Source organism: Nonomuraea fuscirosea (assembly GCF_003001935.1).
Taxonomy (GTDB): Bacteria; Actinomycetota; Actinomycetes; order Streptosporangiales; family Streptosporangiaceae; genus Nonomuraea; species Nonomuraea fuscirosea.
Genome location: NZ_PVNG01000021.1, coordinates 22,475 through 39,772 on the forward strand (window position 1 = coordinate 22,475; position 17,298 = coordinate 39,772).

At 71.9% G+C, this 17,298-nt stretch carries 21 protein-coding genes and 1 pseudogene; 10 read left to right on the forward strand and 12 right to left on the reverse strand.

The features are described from left to right. Window positions 1-40: 40 nt before the first annotated feature. Window positions 41-205, reverse strand: a complete 165-nt coding sequence (locus B0I32_RS58190; RefSeq protein ID WP_181308295.1) for a hypothetical protein — start codon at window positions 203-205, stop codon at window positions 41-43. On the opposite strand from B0I32_RS58190, the gene B0I32_RS58195 reads away from it, so the two are divergent. Next, the gene (locus B0I32_RS58195) at window positions 194-592 is read left to right on the forward strand and encodes a hypothetical protein (protein ID WP_181308297.1); all 399 of its coding nucleotides are present in this window, start codon (window positions 194-196) and stop codon (window positions 590-592) included. The genes B0I32_RS58190 and B0I32_RS58195 overlap by 12 nt on opposite strands. Here the strand turns inward: B0I32_RS58195 and B0I32_RS39475 are convergent. Next, a complete protein-coding gene (locus tag B0I32_RS39475) occupies window positions 577-792 on the reverse strand; it encodes a helix-turn-helix domain-containing protein (protein ID WP_106248450.1) in 216 nt (71 codons plus the stop codon). The two genes, B0I32_RS58195 and B0I32_RS39475, sit on opposite strands and share 16 nt — an antisense overlap. Further along, complete coding sequence (locus B0I32_RS39480; protein ID WP_106248452.1) at window positions 792-1,397, reverse strand: DUF2975 domain-containing protein; 606 nt, start codon at window positions 1,395-1,397, stop codon at window positions 792-794. Before B0I32_RS39480 ends, B0I32_RS39475 begins: the two co-directional genes overlap by 1 nt. A gap of 363 nt (window positions 1,398-1,760) precedes the next feature. Between B0I32_RS39480 and B0I32_RS39485 the strand changes: the two genes are divergently transcribed. Then, the gene (locus B0I32_RS39485; RefSeq protein WP_245956313.1) at window positions 1,761-2,462 is read left to right on the forward strand and encodes a P-loop nucleotide/nucleoside kinase family protein; all 702 of its coding nucleotides are present in this window, start codon (window positions 1,761-1,763) and stop codon (window positions 2,460-2,462) included. On the opposite strand, the gene B0I32_RS39490 is transcribed toward B0I32_RS39485, so the two are convergent. Continuing rightward, on the reverse strand, window positions 2,425-3,405 hold the full coding sequence (locus B0I32_RS39490; RefSeq protein ID WP_106248454.1) for a LysR family transcriptional regulator: 981 nt from the start codon (window positions 3,403-3,405) through the stop codon (window positions 2,425-2,427). The two genes, B0I32_RS39485 and B0I32_RS39490, sit on opposite strands and share 38 nt — an antisense overlap. Here B0I32_RS39490 and B0I32_RS39495 point away from each other — a divergent pair. Together B0I32_RS39495 and B0I32_RS39500 are read left to right on the forward strand one after the other, a co-directional pair. Continuing rightward, window positions 3,389-4,162, forward strand: a complete 774-nt coding sequence (locus B0I32_RS39495) for a DoxX family protein (RefSeq protein ID WP_245956314.1) — start codon at window positions 3,389-3,391, stop codon at window positions 4,160-4,162. The two genes, B0I32_RS39490 and B0I32_RS39495, sit on opposite strands and share 17 nt — an antisense overlap. A 252-nt stretch (window positions 4,163-4,414) precedes the next feature. Further along, a complete protein-coding gene (locus B0I32_RS39500) occupies window positions 4,415-4,987 on the forward strand; it encodes a dihydrofolate reductase family protein (protein WP_106248457.1) in 573 nt (190 codons plus the stop codon). Window positions 4,988-5,039: 52 nt separating this feature from the next. On the opposite strand, the gene B0I32_RS39505 is transcribed toward B0I32_RS39500, so the two are convergent. After that, the gene (locus tag B0I32_RS39505; protein ID WP_106248459.1) at window positions 5,040-5,654 is read right to left on the reverse strand and encodes a TetR/AcrR family transcriptional regulator; all 615 of its coding nucleotides are present in this window, start codon (window positions 5,652-5,654) and stop codon (window positions 5,040-5,042) included. A 131-nt stretch (window positions 5,655-5,785) separates the two neighbouring features. Here B0I32_RS39505 and B0I32_RS39510 point away from each other — a divergent pair, with 131 nt between their 5' ends. Further along, entirely contained in the window at window positions 5,786-7,234 is a 1,449-nt protein-coding gene (locus tag B0I32_RS39510) for an MFS transporter (protein ID WP_245956315.1), read from the forward strand. Between the two features lie 201 nt (window positions 7,235-7,435). Here B0I32_RS39510 and B0I32_RS39515 read toward each other — a convergent pair whose 3' ends face one another. Beyond that, on the reverse strand, window positions 7,436-8,794 hold the full coding sequence (locus tag B0I32_RS39515; RefSeq protein WP_245956316.1) for a sensor histidine kinase: 1,359 nt from the start codon (window positions 8,792-8,794) through the stop codon (window positions 7,436-7,438). A gap of 386 nt (window positions 8,795-9,180) precedes the next feature. On the opposite strand from B0I32_RS39515, the gene abc-f reads away from it, so the two are divergent. Then, a complete protein-coding gene (gene abc-f / locus B0I32_RS39520) occupies window positions 9,181-10,848 on the forward strand; it encodes a ribosomal protection-like ABC-F family protein (protein WP_106248462.1) in 1,668 nt (555 codons plus the stop codon). A 37-nt stretch (window positions 10,849-10,885) separates the two neighbouring features. On the opposite strand, the gene B0I32_RS39525 is transcribed toward abc-f, so the two are convergent. Further along, entirely contained in the window at window positions 10,886-11,326 is a 441-nt protein-coding gene (locus B0I32_RS39525) for a winged helix-turn-helix transcriptional regulator (protein WP_106248464.1), read from the reverse strand. An 89-nt stretch (window positions 11,327-11,415) separates the two neighbouring features. Between B0I32_RS39525 and B0I32_RS39530 the strand changes: the two genes are divergently transcribed. Continuing rightward, window positions 11,416-12,687, forward strand: a complete 1,272-nt coding sequence (locus B0I32_RS39530) for an MFS transporter (protein WP_106248466.1) — start codon at window positions 11,416-11,418, stop codon at window positions 12,685-12,687. Window positions 12,688-12,705: 18 nt separating this feature from the next. Here B0I32_RS39530 and B0I32_RS60390 read toward each other — a convergent pair. Beyond that, window positions 12,706-13,230 (reverse strand): annotated as a pseudogene (locus B0I32_RS60390) (nitroreductase family protein); the annotation flags it as partial. Beyond that, window positions 13,217-13,615, reverse strand: coding sequence for an MFS transporter (locus B0I32_RS39540; RefSeq protein WP_245956337.1), 399 nt, complete (start codon window positions 13,613-13,615; stop codon window positions 13,217-13,219). The gene B0I32_RS39540 and the pseudogene B0I32_RS60390, both read right to left, overlap by 14 nt. Here B0I32_RS39540 and B0I32_RS60395 point away from each other — a divergent pair. Continuing rightward, window positions 13,500-13,844 (forward strand): hypothetical protein, encoded by a 345-nt coding sequence (locus tag B0I32_RS60395; RefSeq protein ID WP_245956340.1) that lies wholly within the window; start codon window positions 13,500-13,502, stop codon window positions 13,842-13,844. The genes B0I32_RS39540 and B0I32_RS60395 overlap by 116 nt on opposite strands. A 16-nt stretch (window positions 13,845-13,860) precedes the next feature. Here the strand turns inward: B0I32_RS60395 and B0I32_RS39550 are convergent, their stop codons facing one another. Together B0I32_RS39550 and B0I32_RS39555 are read right to left on the reverse strand one after the other, a co-directional pair. Then, on the reverse strand, window positions 13,861-14,121 hold the full coding sequence (locus B0I32_RS39550) for a hypothetical protein (RefSeq protein WP_106248471.1): 261 nt from the start codon (window positions 14,119-14,121) through the stop codon (window positions 13,861-13,863). A 2-nt stretch (window positions 14,122-14,123) separates the two neighbouring features. Beyond that, window positions 14,124-15,032 carry a LysR family transcriptional regulator gene (locus tag B0I32_RS39555; RefSeq protein WP_106248472.1) on the reverse strand — a complete coding sequence of 303 codons (909 nt, stop codon included), beginning with the start codon at window positions 15,030-15,032 and terminating at the stop codon, window positions 14,124-14,126. Window positions 15,033-15,146: 114 nt separating this feature from the next. Between B0I32_RS39555 and B0I32_RS39560 the strand changes: the two genes are divergently transcribed. Both B0I32_RS39560 and B0I32_RS39565 read left to right on the forward strand, forming a co-directional pair. Further along, on the forward strand, window positions 15,147-15,809 hold the full coding sequence (locus B0I32_RS39560; RefSeq protein ID WP_245956317.1) for a dihydrofolate reductase family protein: 663 nt from the start codon (window positions 15,147-15,149) through the stop codon (window positions 15,807-15,809). Next, window positions 15,806-16,381, forward strand: coding sequence for a cysteine dioxygenase family protein (locus B0I32_RS39565; RefSeq protein WP_106248476.1), 576 nt, complete (start codon window positions 15,806-15,808; stop codon window positions 16,379-16,381). Before B0I32_RS39560 ends, B0I32_RS39565 begins: the two co-directional genes overlap by 4 nt. A 9-nt stretch (window positions 16,382-16,390) precedes the next feature. Here B0I32_RS39565 and B0I32_RS60400 read toward each other — a convergent pair whose 3' ends face one another. Beyond that, window positions 16,391-17,296 (reverse strand): MerR family transcriptional regulator, encoded by a 906-nt coding sequence (locus B0I32_RS60400; RefSeq protein WP_106248478.1) that lies wholly within the window; start codon window positions 17,294-17,296, stop codon window positions 16,391-16,393. Window positions 17,297-17,298: the final 2 nt, after the last annotated feature.

The window sequence follows — 17,298 nt, forward strand, 5'->3', positions numbered from 1 at the left end:
CTGTCAAGAGCTGATCACGCTCACCCCTGCCGCAGGCTCCTCATCGCGCGGTCGCCGGGGGCGGAGGGCGGCGGCTGATCGCGCGCAACGCCTCGGTCAGCCGGTCCACGTCGTCGGCGGAGGTGAACAGGGCCGGCGTGACGCGCACGGCGCCGCCGCCGGTCATGCCGGTGCGGGCGACGGTGAAGATGCGGTGGCGGCTCATGAGCTGCTCGGCGATGGCGACACTGTCGGCTTAGCCGGCGCGGCCGGACAGCCGGAAGGCGGTGATGGCGCCGTAGGCGTCACGCTCGTCGGTCGTGAGGATCCGCACGTCGCCGAGCTCACGCGCGCGGGCGACCGGCTGATCGGCACCTACTACGGCCTGTACATGCTGTCCGGCGTCGGGATCCTGCTCGGCAACCTGTTGTCCGGCGCCATGCTCGACGCGGCCCGCGTCTCCGACTGGAGCGCTCTTCCCTGGTTGCTGCCGGCCGCATCCGGGCTGGTCTCCGCGGGCGCTGTCCAGCGCCTCCCGGCACCGCCGGCTCTCTCCCGCGAGCCGGCCGGCCTGACACGCGGAACTCGGCCTCAGCGCTATGGCCGGTCGTAGCGGAGGAGGTCGCCTGGTTGGCAGTCGAGGGCGTCGCACAGGCGCATGAGGGTGGAGAAACGGATGGCCCTGGCGTGGCCGTTCTTCAGGATCGACAGGTTGACGACGGTGATCTGGACCCGATTCGACAGCTCGGTGAGCGTCATGTCGCGCTCTTTGAGCAGTTCATCCAGTCTTACGCGGATGGTCGGATCGGTCATCAAATGGTCGCCTCGGTCTCTTCGAGCAGTGCCAGGCCGCGCCGTACGATCTCCGACACGGCCAGCATCGCCACGCCCGCCACGACTCCGGCCAGCACCTCGCCCGGCGGGGCGTAGAACGGGTAGCTCCTGCTCAGCAGCATGGAGGCCAGCATCCGCTCGGCCACCACGCCGAGTAGGCCGGTGGCGAGCGAGCCGATGATCAGGATCCAGCCGAGGCGGCGCAGGTGCGCGGCGGTGACGGCGGAGAACAGCGCCCTGTCGCCTGCGCTCGCCCGGCTCAGCGCGCGGACGACGGTGAACAGGGCGAGCAGGGTGGTCACGACGCCCGGCGCCCAGAGAAGCAGGAAGAGCAGGCCGACCAGCGGCGCGGGCCCTGAGGGAAGGACCGTCACATCGGCGGACGCGCTCTTGATCACGGCGTCTGGGGCCGCCATGCCCGTGATCGGCACGTCGAAGACCCGCAGGGGCACGCCGGTGCCGTTCGTGGTGCCGACGAAAGCGATCACGACGGTGGAGAACAGCATGGATAAGGCGCCGAAGCAGGACACGATCAGGAAGAAGGTCAGCAGGATCTGGAGTCGGGTGAGCCATTTCGTGGACATAACGATAATCGTAAATAACGGTATTCGTTATGTACAGGGGTCGTCGCTCCGTCGGTCTTGCCCTCAAGGAGCGGCGATCGGTGGCTGCGCGATCGGTGGCTGAGCGAGCGCGGCTGAGGTCGGCGGTCCTACTGGTGCTCGTGCTGTCGGATATGGTGATGGGTATGGGTTGCTGCGCCGCGATGAACATCCGCGCCGCCGCTTAGCGGCGGTATCGCGGTCGTCGTAGACCGTACCCTCAGAGCCCCTGCCCCACCGGGGCCGGTGTCGGGGCATACCGCCGAATCAGTGTCCTGCCGGCAGCCCCATCGTGTGTCTCACTGTTGCTGCCGGGCCGTCCTGCGTGATCCCAGGAGCACATTGATGTCGCGGCAGTTCCATCCAGCAGAGCAAGGTCCGGTCTCGCGCGCGTCCGAGGCGTTTCTCACCGGCGACGGCCCCGGCTTCGCCGGTGATGCCGGCCAGTCGGCAGCGGCCGGTACGAAGACGGAGCGTGACGTGCGGCCCGGGCGCCCTCAGTTGTTTCTGATGGTCGGGCTTCCCGGAGCCGGCAAGACCACCCGGGCCGAAGAGCTCGCCACGGCGCACCACGCGCTGCGGCTGACCCCGGACGAGTGGATGATCTCCCTGTTCGACGGGTCCCAGCCGGACGGCAAGCGCGACCTCCTGGAGGGCCGGCTCATCGCACTGGCCCTGCGGGTGCTGCGACTGGGTACGAACGTCGTGCTCGACTTCGGGCTCTGGAGCCGCGACGAACGCTCGGCGCTGCGCCGGTTGGGGACGACGGCCGGGGCCGACTGCCATGTCGTCTATCTGCCCATCGACATTGACGCCCAGCTCATCCGGATCGCGCACCGCCAGGCGACCGCGCCGCACACGACGTTTCCGATGAGCGAGGCGGACGTCGCCGATTGGCGTGAGCGGTTCGAGGTGCCCGATGCCGCCGAACTCGGTGGCGGCGACATCCCCGGCCCGCCACCGGGGTGGCCGGGCTGGCCGGAGTGGGCTGTGGAGCGGTGGCCTTCGCTCACGCGCGGCGATGCCACCGAGACGCGGGGCCGATAGCGGTGGGCGCCCGGCTGACGGATTCGCCGGACACCGGCACGTACGTGGTTCGGTCGTTCTCGGCCACGCTGGGCTCCACCTCCCGGGCGGTGAGCGCGAACGACCGGATCAGGTCGGTTTCGGTGGCGGTACGCCACAGCAGGGCCCATCGTGCCGGCGGCGCGTCGTGGACAGGTACGTAGGCGATGTCGGGCCGGGAGTGGTACCGGCCGGCGTGCGAGTGCACGAGCGCGACGGCCTCGCCGTTGGACAGGATCGGGAGCAGTTCGCTCTCGGCGGTGACGGCCGGCCCGATGCGGATCGGCCGCCCGCTGGGGGTGTGGCTGGGGACGAGGGCTTCGCGCCAGTAGTCGGGTTTTGCCCCGCCGATGACGACTTCGCCGGCCAGGTCCTCGTACGAGACGGTCTTCTGGCCGGCCAGCCGGTGACCGGCGCCGACGGCGAGGACGACGGGCTCGATGCGGACGACCGGACCCACCGTGAGGTCGGCCTCCCTGACCGGCAGCCAGGCGATCTGGACGTCGACCTCCCCGTCGCGCAGCGGCCCGAACGGGTCGCCGAAGCCGACGTAGCGGATCTGCGCCTCGCACGCCGGATGCCGGGCGTGGAAGCCGTCGAGCAGCGGCCGGAAATCCTGCACGTTGCTGGACAGCATGCCCAGGCGCAGCACCTCGGTCTTGCCGCCGGCCGCGCGGATGGCGCGTTCGAAGCCTTCGTGCAGGCCGCGGTACATCGGCCGCAGGTCCTCGACCAGCTGCCTGCCGATCGGCGTCAGCGTCACGGCCCTGTTGTTGCGTTCGAACAGGGCGGCGCCGATACGCCGCTCCTGCTTCTTGATCGACTGACTGACGCGGGCGGGGGTCACGTGCAACCGCTCGGCGGTCCGGCCGAAGTGCAACTCCTCGGCCAGGGTCAGGAAGATCTCGATGTCCCGCAACTCCACGTGCGCTCTTTCGTCGTTAAGCGAGAGGTTAAGGCACGTTACCGGACCTGGCGTTGTCGCCGGTGCCGGCCCGCGGCCAGGCTGGTGGGCGTCCGGAAAATCACCGTCGGCCGGCGGTGCTCACCGATGGGCGGCCGGCGGTGCCGTCACGGAAGTTGAATTCCCGAGGAGACAGCGAATACAGATGAACGTGCACGTCAGTTCCGACCAGCTCGGCATCAGGGATATCGAGCAGCCGAAGAGGCGCGGAATACGATTCACGCTCAATGGCGTGCTGTGGGTGCTGCAAGCGTTGTTCGGTTTCTTCTTCGCCGGCAGCGGTTTCGGCAAGGTGCTCATGTACGACGCCGCCCTGTACGCGGCCGCGCCCCAAGCCGTCGCCTGGTACGCCGCCGTGTCGCAGCCCCTGATCGTCTTCATCGGGATCTGCGAGGTGTCGGGCGGCGTCGGCCTGCTCCTGCCGGCGATGACGAAGGTGAAGCCGGTGCTGACGCCCCTCGCCGCCGCCGGCCTGGCGCTGACGATGATCCTCGCGGCGGCCTTTCACATCGTGCGCGGCGAGTACGCGTTGGTGCCCGCCAATCTCGTCCTGGGAGGCGCGACGGCCTTCATCACGGCCGGACGTTGGAAGCTGCGGCCTGTCGCACCTGGGAGCGTCAGCACCGCTCGCATGGTCGGGTCGTTCGCGGTCCTCATCGGAATCGTCCTGCTGAGATTCCTTCCGACCTGGTACACGATGACCAGCGGGCAATTCTGAGCCCTCAGCCCAGCTCGCCGTGAGCGTGTCCGGTCATCAGCAGCAGCGCCCGGGTAGTCAGGCGTGGTCCGCGGTGTGCCGCTCCCACCGCAGCACCAGCCCGCGCCCCGTGGCGGCGGGCCCGCGAGCCTCGTCCCGCTCAGAGGAAGACCAGAGGAAGACCTGAAGGGATCCGTAAGCCGGAGCCGCGAGACTACAGGCACACCAACGCGGCAGGGCCGGACGGCCCCGCCCCTCACTTGGAGCGACAGCATGAGGAAGATCGCGGCAAGCCTGTTCATCTCGCTCGACGGCGTCGTCGAGGACCCCGCGGACTGGCACTTCCCGTACTTCAACGACGAGATGGGCGCCGCCGTGACGGCGCAGATGGCCGACACCCTGGTCCTGGGGCGCAAGACGTACGACAGCTTCGCCGGAGCGTGGCCGGAGCGGGAGGCGGAGGGCGGCGAGGACGCCGGGTTCGCCGCGTCGCTCGGCGACGCGCGGAAGATCGTCGTGTCCCGCCAGCCGCTGGAGTTCACCTGGCGCAACTCCGAGCTGCTCCAGGGTGACCTGGTGAAGGCGGTCACGGAGCTGAAGAACGAGCCGGGCGGCCCCATCGCCGTGAGCGGGTCGGTCTCGGTGGTCCGCCAGCTGCTGGCGGCGGGGCTGGTGGACGAGCTGCACCTGCTCGTGCACCCGATCGCCGTCCGCAAGGGCGAGCGCCTGTTCGACGAGGGCACGGACTCCGTCCCGCTGCGCCTGATCAGGTCCGAGACCTTCAGCACCGGCGTGGTGTACCTGATCTACGGGCCGGCCGAGGCCACCGCCGCCGGCGAGCAGTAAGAGCGAGCGGTAAGGGCGAACGGTAAGGGCGGGCGCCTGGCCGGCCGGGCGCTCACGCACGCGGCCCCACCCCGTCGCGCAGGGCGGCGAACAACCGCTCCAGGCGTGCCCGGTGGTCGTCCGCCACGGCCGCCGGCGGCTCTCCGGCGATGAGGCGGCGCGCGGTCTCCACCATCACGCCGCCGTAGCCGGCGATGAAGAAGGCGGCGAGCAGCGGGCCGTCGCCGTCGAAGGCGGGGTCGCGTTCGAGCTCCTCCGCGAGGACCCGCTGCAGGTCGGCGGCGATCTCCCGCGCCCGGGCGATCAGCGCGGGCGAGGCCGCGACGGTCCTGAAGAAGGGGACGGATCCGTCTTTCAGCCCCGAGAGCGCATGCCGGTCGTCGACCAGGCGCAGGGTCGCCGCACGCAGGGACTCCAGTACGTCGACGCCCGCCGCTCGGTCGCGCACCGCCGAGCGCAGGAGCTCCATGGCGTCGTCCCCGCGATCGAGGAGCAGGTCCTCCTTGCGCGGGAAGTGGTTGAAGACCGTCACGCTCGACACCCCGGCCTCCCGCCCGATCTCGGCGACCGTGACGGCGTCGAAGCCGCGCTCCAGGAACAACCGGGTCGCGACCTGCGAGATCTTCGCCCGCGTCCGCGGCCCGCCGCGCTCTCCCGTTCTGGGCATCCAGCCTCACTCTCTTGTGTGACTAAATTTAGTCACCTAATCTAGTGGCGGGCCCTCACCCGCGCCACCGGCCATCGGCGTCCGCGCCCCCTCGGGCGGCATGACGCGTTCATTCAAGCAGGGCCTTCTACGTGAAGGAGATCTCAGTGCTGGAGCAGACCGCGGGTGCGCCGCGATCGTTGCGGGAGGCCTGGGTGGCCCTGGCGGGGCTGTCCGCGGTGTTCCTCTTCGAGATGCTGGACAACTCGATCCTCAACGTCGCGCTGCCCACCATCGGCCGCGAACTGCACGCCTCCACGACCGCGCTGCAGTGGGTGACGGGGGCGTACGCGGTCGTGTTCGGCGGGTCGATGCTGGTGTTCGGCGCGGTCGCCGACCGGTTCGGCCGGCGCCGGGTCATGCTCGCCGGGCTGGTCCTGCTCGGCCTGGCCGGCCTGGCCACCGTTCTCGTGCGCACGGCGGAGCAGCTCATCGCCGTACGGGTGGCGATGGGCGTCGCGGCCGCGATGACGACGCCCGGCTCGATGGCGCTGGCCTTCCGGCTGTTCGAGGAGGACGGCCTGCGCGTCCGCGCGACGACCCTCATCTCGACCGTGGGCCTGGTCGGGCTGGCGATCGGCCCGACGGCGGGCGGCCTCGTGCTCGCGGTAGCGCCCTGGCAGGCCCTGCTGCTGGTGAACGTGCCGATCGCGGTACTCGCGATCATCGGCATCCGGGCGGGTGTCACCGCGGACGACGCGGCCGGCCTGCACCGCGATCCGGTGGACGTCGCGGGGGCGGCGCTGGGCACGGCGACGGTCGTGCTCGCGCTCGTCGCGCCGACGCTCTTCGTCGACGGAGGCGCCCGGTCGTGGCCGGCGTGGACCGCCACGGCGGCGGCCGTCGCGGGAGCGGTCGCGTTCGTCCTGCGCCAGCGCGCGGCCCGGCACCCGCTCCTCGACCTCAAGCTCGTCGCGCACCCGCTGGTGTCGAGCGGCCTGGCGTTCAAGGCCGCGGCCGGGCTGGCGACCGCCGGCCTCGGGTACATGGTGACGCTGCAGTTGCAGCTCGACTGGGGGTGGACGCCCGCGCTCGCCGCCATCGGGATGTTGCCGCAGGTGGCCGTCCTCATCGCGGGCGGCGCGTTCGTCGGCGCGTTCGTCCGGCGGGCCGGGCTCGACCGGGCCGCCTGGCTCAGCGCCACGGCGGTCGTCGGCGGCCTCGCCGTCTACGCCCTGCTGGGCCGGCTCGGGTACGGCTGGGTGGCGCTCGCGCTGGTGCTCACGGCGGCCGGGATGCGCGTGGTCGGCGTCGTCGCCGGGGTCAACGTGCTCCGCGGCCTGCCGCCGGACCGGACCACGATCGGCGCGGCGCTCACCGACACGGCCGGCGAGGTCACCTCCGGCGCCGGCATCGCGGTCATCGGCACCGTCCTCGCGGCGCTGTTCACCGGCGACATCGCCGCGTCGGGGTGGAGTGCGCGGCAGAGCGCGGAGTTCGGGGAGGCGGTCACGGTGGCCGGCCTCGCGCTCACGCTGGTGGCGGCGGCGCTGGTCGGCTGGGGCATCGTCCGTACGCGACGGCTCTCGGCCTGTCGTTGAGGAAGCTGTCACCAAGCACACCCGAGCGGAGTCGACCCAGGTAGCAGGGCAATCGCGCCGTGAGACAGCGCCTGAACGGGCGGTGTGCGGCTCGGCCGCCCGCCCACGATGACCTCAGGTCCCGCAGGAGGACGGCCACCGGCTCGATCGCCTGCATCGTGGCCGCGGGCGCGATGGCGTCGACGTCGCGGAACAGCAGGGTCAGGTCTGCTCCGGGCGGCAGGGCAGGAGCGGCAGCCACAACACGAACTTCGCCCCTTTCGGCGAGTCCTCCACCCGGAGCGTGCCCTGGTGGGCGCGGGCGATGTCGCGGGAGATCGCGAGGCCGAGCCCGCTGCCTCCCGGGTCCCGGCGGCGTCCGTCGTCGAGGCGGACGAAGCGTTCGAAGACGCGCTCGCGATGGGCGGGCGGGATGCCGGGCCCGTCGTCGGCCACGGTGACGACGAGCCCGTCGCCGACCGCCTCGACGGAGATGTCGACGGTGGACTCGGCGTGTCTCTGGGCGTTGGCGACCAGGTTGTCCAGCACGCGGATGAGCTGCATCCTGGAGCCGCAGGTCTCGAGCCCGGGGGGCGCCTTGACGGTTATGGGGATGGACTGGGGCCGGGTGGTCACCTCGGCGGTGATGAGCTCGCCGATGTCGATCTTCTCCCCGGGGGCCGGATCGGCGGCGCGCAGGCGGGCGAGCAGGAGGAGGTCGTTGACGATGGCCTCCAGCCGGTCGGTGGTCGTGAGCGCCGACCTGATGGCCTGCCGGGGGTCGACGTCGTCGGGATAGCGCAGTGCCTCCTCCAGCTGGGTGCGCAACCCGGCGATGGGGGTGCGCAGCTCGTGGGAGGTCGTGGAGGCGAACTGGCGTTGCTGTTCGACCGCGTCCTCCAACTGGGAGAGGGTCTGGTTGGCGGTGCTGGCGAGCTCGCTGATCTCGTCGCCGCCGGGTGGCACGGGGACGCGCAGGCTCAGGTCGCTCACGGTGATCTCGGAGATCCGGGCTCTGATCGCCTCGACGGGGCGGAGCGTGCGCCCGACGAGTGCCCAGGTGGTCCAGGCGGCGATGCCGGTGATCAGCAGGATGCCGGAGGCGATGGAGTATTCGAGGCCGTGGGTGGCCAGGAGGTCGGGTTCCCGGACGCCGGCGTAGACGACGCCCGCGTCGGGTGCGGGGGTCAGGCGGATGGCCATGAGGATGACACAGCGGCCCCCGTCCGGGCACTCGATGTCGCGCTGGAAGCGGTCGTTCGACGGGGGTCTGAGACGGCTGAGCGGGACGGTCTTGGAAGCGAGCGCGCTGGCGTCGACGACCCGCCGCCGGGCGTCGACGATCTGGATGAGGTCGACGGGTGCGTGGGCGGGAATCCGCCGGGGGACGTAGCCGGTTCGCGCCTGCGCGCTCCATTGGCTGGCCACGCGTTCGGCGTCGTCGAAGGTGTTGGCCTGGATCCGATTGCGAATGGCGAGGTCCAGGGTCGTGCCGAACACTGCCATGATGATCAGCGAGACTCCGGCGGCGACGATGGTGTAACGCGCCCGGATGGAGCGCGGGTGTGGAAGTGGTGACACTTCGCTCCCTCCCCGTGCGGATCGCAGCATGCGGGGCCGACACGGTCGCCTTCCAGACTAAGCAGGACAAACGACGCATCAGCATGTAAAGGCAAGATAAGGGCAGTTTTCTGGATATTAATGGGCAAAATATGACTAAGACTTTCCCTGGGAAGCGCCCACTTACCTGAATCGGATCGCGCCCACTGGCCGGCCTCAAGGCATTCGCGGGTACTTGGTGGCAGCGTCCTTGACGGCAGGTCCCTCGGAGCGCCCCGCTCGACCGCGTCCTGACTTCTGAGAAGCGAAACGAGACGGTCCGTCTTGCATTCGAGTGATGTAAGGGCTATCGTCCTCTTACAACGAGACGAGACGAATCGTCTCGCACACGACCACTCGGGAGTTTCATGCGCATCGGCCCCCCTTCGTCCGACACCCGGCTCATCCTGTCCTGCGTCACCAAGCGGTATGACGACACGATCGTGCTCAACGAGGTCTCGCTCACGGTCAAGCCCGGCGAGAAGGTCGGCGTGATCGGCGACAACGGCTCCGGCAAGTCCACCCTGCTGCGCCTGCTCGCCGGACGCTGCCGGCCCGACAACGGCGTCACCGACCTCGCCACGCCCGGCGGCGTCGGCTACCTGGCCCAGACGCTGGACCTGCCCCTCACCGCGACCGCCGGCGAAGCCGTCGATCTCGCGCTGGCGGACCTGCGCGAGCTGGAACGCCGGATCAGGGACGCCGAGCTCGGCCTGGGTGACGCCACGCCGGCCGAGCTGGACGACTACGCCGGTCTGGTCGCCCGGTTCGAGGCCCGCGACGGGTACCAGGCCGACACCAGGGTCGAGATCATGCTGGACGCGCTCGGCCTGCCCGGCCTGGACCGCGCCCGTCCGCTCGGCACCCTGTCGGGCGGGCAGAGGTCCAGGCTGGCGCTGGCGGCGACCCTGGCCGCGGCGCCCGAGGTGCTGCTGCTCGACGAACCCACCAACGACCTCGACGACCGGGCCGTGGCCTGGCTGGAGCAGCACCTGCGCGCGCACCGGGGCACCCTGGTCGCGGTCACGCACGACCGGCTGTTCCTGGAGCGGGTCACCTCCGCCATCGTGGAGGTGGACGGCGACCTGCGTACCGTGCGCCGTTACGGCAACGGCTACCCCGGCTTCCTGGCGGCCAAGGCGGCGGCCAGGGCGCGCTGGGTGCGTGAGCACGAGGAGTGGCGCGCCGAGGTGACCCGCGCGGAGGGGCTGGCCGACGTGCACGCGCAACGGCTGGCCGTCATCCCGCGCAAGGCGCCGGCCGCCTTCAGCGGGGCGGGCGCCTTCCGCGCCCGGTCGCGGGCGCACGGGGCGATGAGCAGGATCCGCGGGGCTCGTGAACGGCTGCGCCGGCTCCACCTGACCCCGGTTCCGCCGCCTCCGCGACCGCTGCGCTTCGCCGCCCGCATCGCGGCCGACGTCACCCCGGGCCCCCTCGTGGAGCTGACGGAGGTACGGGTGGGCGAACGCCTGCGGGTCGAGTCGCTGCGCGTCGAACCGGGAGCCCGGCTGCTGGTCACCGGCCCGAACGGAGCGGGCAAGACCACGCTCCTGCGCGTGCTGGCCCGCGAGCTCACCCCTGACGCCGGCACGGTCCGCGGAAGGCCGCGGGTGGGGCACCTGCGTCAGGACGACGGCCTGGCGTACGGGACGGGCACGGTGCTGGAGGCGTTCGCGGCCGGGCGCCCGGGGGATCCGGACGGGCACGCCGACACGTTGCTCGCGCTCGGCCTGTTCCGCGCCGCCCAACTCGGCGCGCCCGTAGCGGCCCTCTCCCCCGGCCTGCGCCGCAGGCTCGAACTCGCCCGCGTGGTCAGCGAGCCGGCCGACCTGCTGCTCCTGGACGAACCGACCAACCACCTGTCCCCCGGCCTGATGGACGATCTGGAGCAGGCGCTGAGCGTCTACCGGGGCGCGCTCGTCATCGTCACCCACGACCGCCGCCTGCGCGCCGCCTTCGCCGGCACCCACTTGGAGCTCGACGCGGGCGAAGCGACCCGTCCGGTGACGGCCGGCCCTCTCCCCGTGTGCTGCTGACCGCTGAAGCCCGTCCACGAGGACTGACGGCCCCGGTTCAGCCCGTCGCCACCTTCCGCACCCGGGTGGTGTCGGTGTCGAGGCGGGTGCCGTCCGCGCCGGTCGGCGTGAGGCCGGGGACGGGGACGCCGTGCAGGTCGACCAGGGTGGAGTGGCTCTCCCCCGGGTCGAAGGCGTGGCGTTCCCCCCACTGCCGCAGGGTGAGGATGACCGGGAAGAGGTCGCGGCCGGCGTCGGTGAGCACGTATTCGCGCCGCCGGCCCGACGGCGCGGTGCGCTGGGCGAGCAGCCCGCTCTCGGTGAGCCTGCGCAGCCGGTCGGTGAGGATGTTGCGGGCGATGCCGGTGCGCCGCTGGAACTCGGTGAACGAGCGCGCCCCGTCCATCGCGTCGCGGACGACGAGCAGACTCCACCGGTCGCCGACGAGGTCGAGCGCCCGGGCGACGGGGCACTCGGGGTCGGTCCAGTCGCGCGCCATGAGCCCCTCCCGAATCAGTTGCGATTTGAAACCATTATGTCCTACGGTCGAAACAGTTGCAATGTGCTACTGATCGGGGTGGGAGTGCGATGGACGTGTGGCGGCGATGGCTGCTGGCGGTGGTGTGCGGTGTCGCGGTGGCGAGCGTGTACGCGGCGCAGCCAGTTCTGCAGCCGATGGGACAGGAGCTCGGCGTTCCTGCGGAGCTGACCGGGTGGATCGTGGCGACCGGCCAGATCGGTTACCTGGCCGGGCTGGTGCTGCTGGTGCCGCTCGGCGACGTGGCCGACCGGCGCCGGCTCATCGCCGCGCACCTGGCGCTCATCGCGGTGGGCCTGATCCTGACCGCGGCGGCGCCGGCCGCGTGGGTAGCGTTCGCGGGGCTCGCGGCGGCCGGGGTGTTCGCGGTCGTGGTGCAGACCACGGTGGCCTACGCGGCCTCGCTCTCGCCGCCGGCCGAACGCGGGCGGAACATCGGGGTCGTGACCTCGGGCGTCGTGGCCGGCATCCTCGGCGCGCGGGTCGTCACCGGTGCGCTCGCCGACCTCTGGGGCTGGCGGAGCGTCTACGCCGTGCTCGCGGCGCTGTCGCTCGGCCTGGCCGCCCTCGTCCTGGCCGCCCTGCCCCGGGAGGAGCGCCCCGGCCGGAGCGCCGGATACCGGCGGGCCCTCGCCGGGCTCGGCGAGCTGTTCACCCGGCGTCTCTTCCTGACCCGTGGACTCATCGCCTTCTTCCTGTTCGCGGCGTTCGGCACGTTGTGGAGTGGGCTGTCCCTGCCGCTGGCGGGCCCGCCGTGGGAGCTCAGCGAGAGCCGGATCGGGCTGCTGGGCCTCGCCGGGCTGGCCGGAGCGCTGGGCGCGGCCCGCGCGGGCCGGTGGGCGGACGCGGGGCGGGCGGGCCCGGTCACCGGTCTCGCGCTCACCCTGCTCGTCCTGTCGTGGGCGGCCATCGCGCAACTGCCTGCGGCGCTGTGGCTGCTCGTCGCCGGGATCGTGCTGCTCGACCTCGCGGTCCAGGCCGTCCACGTGAGCAACCAGCACCTGCTCACCGCCGCGCACCCGGACCGCACCAGCACCGTCATCGGCGGCTACATGATCTTCTACTCCCTCGGCTCCGCGCTGGGCGCGGCGACGACGACCGCCGTGTTCGCCGCCCACGGCTGGGCCGGCTCCAGTCTCCTCGGAGCCGGCTACGCGGCCTGCGCGCTCGCCGTCTGGATCGCCGGCCGGGCGCTACCAGCGGTCCCAGTGGACGACCTCGGTCACCGGGACCCGGCGGGCGGGCTTGAAGTCCGTGCCGATCGTCCAGGCGACGGGGACCAGCGCGCACTGGACGGTCGTCTCGTAAGGAAGGCCGAGTAGCTCGGCCGCCTCGCGTTCGTAGTTCAGGTGCGGGGTGGTCCACACGGTGCCGAGCCCGCGGCTGCGCGCCGCCAGCATGAAGCTCCACACGGCCGGCAGCGCCGAGCCCCAGATCCCGGCCTGGGTCGCCGGGTCGCCGAGCTCGGCCCGCGAGCTCACCTGGATGCACGGCACCAGGAGCACGGGCACCTGGTCGATGATGTCGACGAGGTGGCGCAGGCTGTCGGCGATGGCCGGCCAGCCGCTGCCCTCGGTGTAGTCGTGCCGGCTCGGACCGCCGTGGAACTGCGGGGCGGCGGGCCGGGCCATGCCCTCGCGCCACAGGGCGGCCAGGTCACGCCGCTGCTCGGGGTCGGTGACGAAGACGAAGTCCCAGCGCTGCCTGTTGCTTCCGCTGGGCGCCTGCTGGGCCAGGCGGGCGCAGTCGAGCAGCACCTCGCGCGGTACCGGCCTGGTCACGTCCAGCCGGCGGCGTACCGCGCGGGTGGTGGTGAGTAGTTCGTCAGGGGTGAGGTCGAGACGGCGGATCTCAGGCTGGGACATGGTCGCTCCTGGTGGGGTCGTGGCGGTCACGTTCGGGATGGACGAGCAGGGCGAACAGGACTCCGGCGACGGCGAGTACGGTGCCGCTGAGCAGGAAGGCGGTGGTGTACCCCGCCGCCGGGGTGTCCGCCCGGTCCAGCAGCCACCCGGTGATGACGGGGCTGGCAATGCCGGCGGTGACGCTCAGCCCGGAGAAGACGCCCAGGATCCCGGCGCGCTGCGCGGGCGGCACGAGTTCGGCCACGGCCGGGTTGGCGAAGGTGTTGACGGTGACGGAGACGCCGTACCCGAGCATCAGCAGCACGATCGCAGGAAGCGGGGTGTCGATCAGCGGCAGGCAGGTCAGCAGCAGCCCCGAGACGGTCAGGCAGGCTCCGCCGAGCAGGCGGCAGTTCGCCCAGTTCACCGAGCACGTGCTGGCCTGCGCGCAGGCGACCCGGTCGGACGCCGCGCTGGTCGCCTCGCACGTCGCCGCCGCGAAGCTGCCCGGCTGGCGCTGGCTGGCGGTCGAGGAGCTGCCGCAGGCCGTGATGACGACGTGGCTGGTGTGCCAGCGGCCGACGCGGGCGGTGGTGGGCGAGGTGGCCGGTGTCGTACGCTCCGTACCGGCCTGACCCCTGTTCAGCGGCGTCAGTCGCCCTTCTTGAGCCGGCTCCGCACGAGCAGCCCCACCCCTATCCAGACGAGCAGGTGCATCCCGCTGTCCCTGCTGTAGCGCCACCAGGGGATCGGCTGCTCCCCTGTCGCCAGCGAGACGGCGACCCCGAAGAGGAAGTATCCGGCCGCGGCGATCACCCCGATGATCGTCAACGTGGCGACGGGACGAGCCACCAATCGACGGCCGAGCCAGTGCCCGGCCCTGGAGATCCGCTCCCCGACGGGCACCTTCATGCTCAGGAGCCTAGCCGGGTCCCGGCGGCCCAGCCAGGCTCGGCGTCCGGGCGGGCGGCGTCCGCGAGGGCCTGGATCAGCGCGACGGTGGCGGGCGGGTCGGGCGGATCGCCGTAGGTGACGGCGTAGAGCCGGCGGGTGAAGCCGGTCAGCTCCGTCGTGTGGACGTCGGGCCGGCGGTGGGCGCGCAACGCCAGGCCCGGCAGGGTGGTGACGCCCTTGCCCGCGGCGACGAGGGCCTGCACGACCACCATGTCGTCACTGAGCGAGCCGATGCGCGGCGTGAAGCCCTCCGTCCGGCACAGGTTGACCAGCTCCTCCTGGCACCGTTCGCAGCCGCCGATCCAGGCCGAGTCGCGATGGTTGGCGATGCTGTCGCCGGGTTGCCGGCTGACCAGGTAGATCGGGTCGTGGCCGATGTGGACGAGGCGGAACCCCTCCTCCTCCACCGGCGCGTCGGCGTAGCGGAAGATGAGCGCGACGTCGATCTCGCCGGCCCGTAACAGCTGCAGCGCCTCGACCGGGTGGCGCTCGATCAGGATCAGCTCCAGCCCCGGATGCGCCTCGGCCAGGGCGACGGCCGCGGCCGGCACGATCGTGCTCAGCGGCGAGGCGTTGGCGGCCAGGCGCACCCGGCCCGCCCGCAGCCCGACCTGCGCCGCGAGCTCGATGGCCGCCGCGTCGACCCGCCCGACGATCTCGGTGGCCCGCCCGGCCAGCAGCCGCCCCTCCGGAGTCAGCCGGATGCCACGCCCCACCCGCTGGACGAGCCTGACGCCGGTGGCCGCTTCCAGGCGGGACAGGTGGTGGCTCACCGACGGCTGCGAGTAGTGCAGCTCCTTCGCCGCCTCGGTCACGGACCCGTGCCGCGCCACCGCCGCCAGAACCTTCAGATGCACCAGGTTCAGCATCCATCGAAGATATCAATGGGTCCGGCGAAAGTTTGGCATTAGACGTCATGAGTACGTCACGCCATGCTCGGGAGTGAGAGCGCCGGACGACGGCGCGGAACCCGGACGGAAAGCATGATGAGCAAGCTCAGGTGCCATATCTCGATCTCACTGGACGGATACGTGGCCGGCCCGAACCAGAGCGAGCAGAACCCGCTCGGCGTGGGCGGCGACCGGCTGCACGACTGGGTGGCCCCGCTGGCCGCCTTCCGCGAGGCCCACGGCGGGCAGGGCGGCGAGGTGACCGCCAGCTCGCGGGTCTTCGAGGAGTCGATCGCGAACCTGGGCGCCGGGCTGATGGGCCGCAACATGTTCGGCCCCATCGGCGGCGGCCCCTGGGGCGACGGGGAGTGGAAGGGCTGGTGGGGGGACGAGCCGCCGTTCCACTACCCCGTGTTCGTGCTCACCCGTCACTCGCGCGAGCCGGTGGAGATGCGCGGCGGGACCACGTACCACTTCGTCACCGACGGCATCGAGTCCGCGCTCGACCAGGCGATGAAGGCGGCGGGCGGCAAGGACGTCATGCTGTGGGGCGGCGGCGACGTCGCCCGCCAGTACCTGGCGGCGGGGCTGCTCGACGAGCTCGAACTGCACGTCGTCCCGGTCCTGCTCGGCGGCGGCTCCCGCCTGCTCGACGACCTCGGGGGCGCGGACGTACGGCTGGAGCAGATCAGAGCCGTCGAGGCGCCCGACGTCACCCACCTGAAGTACCGGATCCTGCGAGGTGCGTCAGCATGACCGACCACGCGAATCTCCTGCGGGCCTTCATCGACGACGTGGACCTCGTGGTGAGCGGCACCGACGACGAGCACGAGATCACGGCGCGGGTCGCCGAACGGCTGTCCGCGCTGCTGGCCGCCGGTTACCGGCTCCCGCCGGAGCTGACGCGCGCCTCGCCCGAGCGTCACCTGACGTACCCGCTGCACATCGCCGCCGACGGCGGCTGGTCGCTGGCGTCCGTCGTCTGGGACGTGGGCCAGCGGACCGGCGTGCACTCGCACGAGACCTGGGGCGTGGCCGGCATCTACGCGGGCGCCGAGCACGAGTTCCGCTACCTCAAGCCGACGGCGACCACCGAGGGCGTGCCGCTGACGCCGGCCGGCGAGACGCGGTGGACGCCCGGGCAGGTGACCGTCTGCTGCACCACCGACGACGACGTCCACGCCGTCGAGGCCGTCGGCACCGTGCCCACCGTCGGGATCCACGTCTACGGCGGCGACATCGCCACGATCAGACGGCGGGCGTACGACCCCGCCACCGGCGAGGTCCACTGGTTCGTGTCCGGCTGGGACAGCCCCGTGCTCCGGTGACCGGCCGCGCTACTCGGGCTGGGGTGGCAGGCGTTCGAGTTTGGTCCAGCCGGTCCAGCCGCGCTGTCTCAGCAGCTCGGTCAGGCGGCGCGCGGGCGGGACGGTGTCGAAGGCCAGCGTGTCCATCAGCGGGACGAGCGGCGGTTCGAGGTCGATGTCGTCGACGTAGTGCTCGCCCTGCTCGTCGGCCATCCGCGTGATGTAGGCGGCCAGTTCGTCGGCCAGCTCGACCAGCCATGAGTCCTCGTCGGCGCGGCCCGGTGGTCCGACCCGGTGGTCGGCGCGGCTCTTGGGCTCGGCCCGGTCTGCGGCCCGGTCTTCGGTCCGGTCTGCGGCCCGATCTGCGGCCCGGTCTTCGGTCCGGTCCAGGGACTCCGACCGGTCGAGGGCCCGGCTCAGGGTGAGGTAGAAGGCGACGAGCCGTGGGTCGGCGAGTTGCTCGTGCTTGCGCGCCATCCACTCCCTGACCCGCTCCGGCGAGCGCGCGGCCAGCGGGATCCAGCCGTCCCGCTCGGCCTGGACGATCCGCTCGTCCACCCCCAGCTCCCTGAGCCGGTCGAGATACGCGACCACCTCCGGCGGCAGCGCCAGGCCGTCCCCGGAGGAGAGCCGGGCGATGCGTTCGCGGTGCCGCTGCCGTTCCCTGATCTCGGCCCGCAGCCGCCGGTCGATGTCCGCGACGGCCGCGGCGAACTCCTCCTCGCCGGCCCGCAGCAGCTCTCGTACCCGCGCCAGTGGCACTCCCGCCTCGGCCAGGGTCCTGATCCTGATCAGCTCGACCACCGCGCTCGCGTCGTACCTGCGGTAGCCGGAGTGGTCCCGGTCCGGCTCCGGCAGCAGCCCCTTGGCGTGATAGTGCCGCACCGCGCGCACTGTCACTCCGGCGTACGTCGCCAGCTCGCCGATGGTCAGCATGT

Excerpts from the sequence above, each read along its gene's own strand:
- B0I32_RS58190 (WP_181308295.1), bottom strand. The coding sequence starts at position 205 with ATGAGCCGCCACCGCATCTTCACCGTCGCCCGCACCGGCATGACCGGC.
- B0I32_RS39475 (WP_106248450.1), bottom strand. The coding sequence starts at position 792 with ATGACCGATCCGACCATCCGCGTAAGACTGGATGAACTGCTCAAAGAG.
- B0I32_RS39480 (WP_106248452.1), bottom strand. The coding sequence starts at position 1,397 with ATGTCCACGAAATGGCTCACCCGACTCCAGATCCTGCTGACCTTCTTC.
- B0I32_RS39485 (WP_245956313.1), top strand. The coding sequence starts at position 1,761 with ATGTCGCGGCAGTTCCATCCAGCAGAGCAAGGTCCGGTCTCGCGCGCG.
- B0I32_RS39495 (WP_245956314.1), top strand. The coding sequence starts at position 3,389 with ATGTCCCGCAACTCCACGTGCGCTCTTTCGTCGTTAAGCGAGAGGTTA.
- B0I32_RS39500 (WP_106248457.1), top strand. The coding sequence starts at position 4,415 with ATGAGGAAGATCGCGGCAAGCCTGTTCATCTCGCTCGACGGCGTCGTC.
- B0I32_RS39505 (WP_106248459.1), bottom strand. The coding sequence starts at position 5,654 with ATGCCCAGAACGGGAGAGCGCGGCGGGCCGCGGACGCGGGCGAAGATC.
- abc-f (WP_106248462.1), top strand. The coding sequence starts at position 9,181 with ATGCGCATCGGCCCCCCTTCGTCCGACACCCGGCTCATCCTGTCCTGC.
- B0I32_RS39525 (WP_106248464.1), bottom strand. The coding sequence starts at position 11,326 with ATGGCGCGCGACTGGACCGACCCCGAGTGCCCCGTCGCCCGGGCGCTC.
- B0I32_RS39530 (WP_106248466.1), top strand. The coding sequence starts at position 11,416 with ATGGACGTGTGGCGGCGATGGCTGCTGGCGGTGGTGTGCGGTGTCGCG.
- B0I32_RS39550 (WP_106248471.1), bottom strand. The coding sequence starts at position 14,121 with ATGAAGGTGCCCGTCGGGGAGCGGATCTCCAGGGCCGGGCACTGGCTC.
- B0I32_RS39555 (WP_106248472.1), bottom strand. The coding sequence starts at position 15,032 with ATGCTGAACCTGGTGCATCTGAAGGTTCTGGCGGCGGTGGCGCGGCAC.
- B0I32_RS39560 (WP_245956317.1), top strand. The coding sequence starts at position 15,147 with ATGATGAGCAAGCTCAGGTGCCATATCTCGATCTCACTGGACGGATAC.
- B0I32_RS39565 (WP_106248476.1), top strand. The coding sequence starts at position 15,806 with ATGACCGACCACGCGAATCTCCTGCGGGCCTTCATCGACGACGTGGAC.
- B0I32_RS60400 (WP_106248478.1), bottom strand. The coding sequence starts at position 17,296 with ATGCTGACCATCGGCGAGCTGGCGACGTACGCCGGAGTGACAGTGCGC.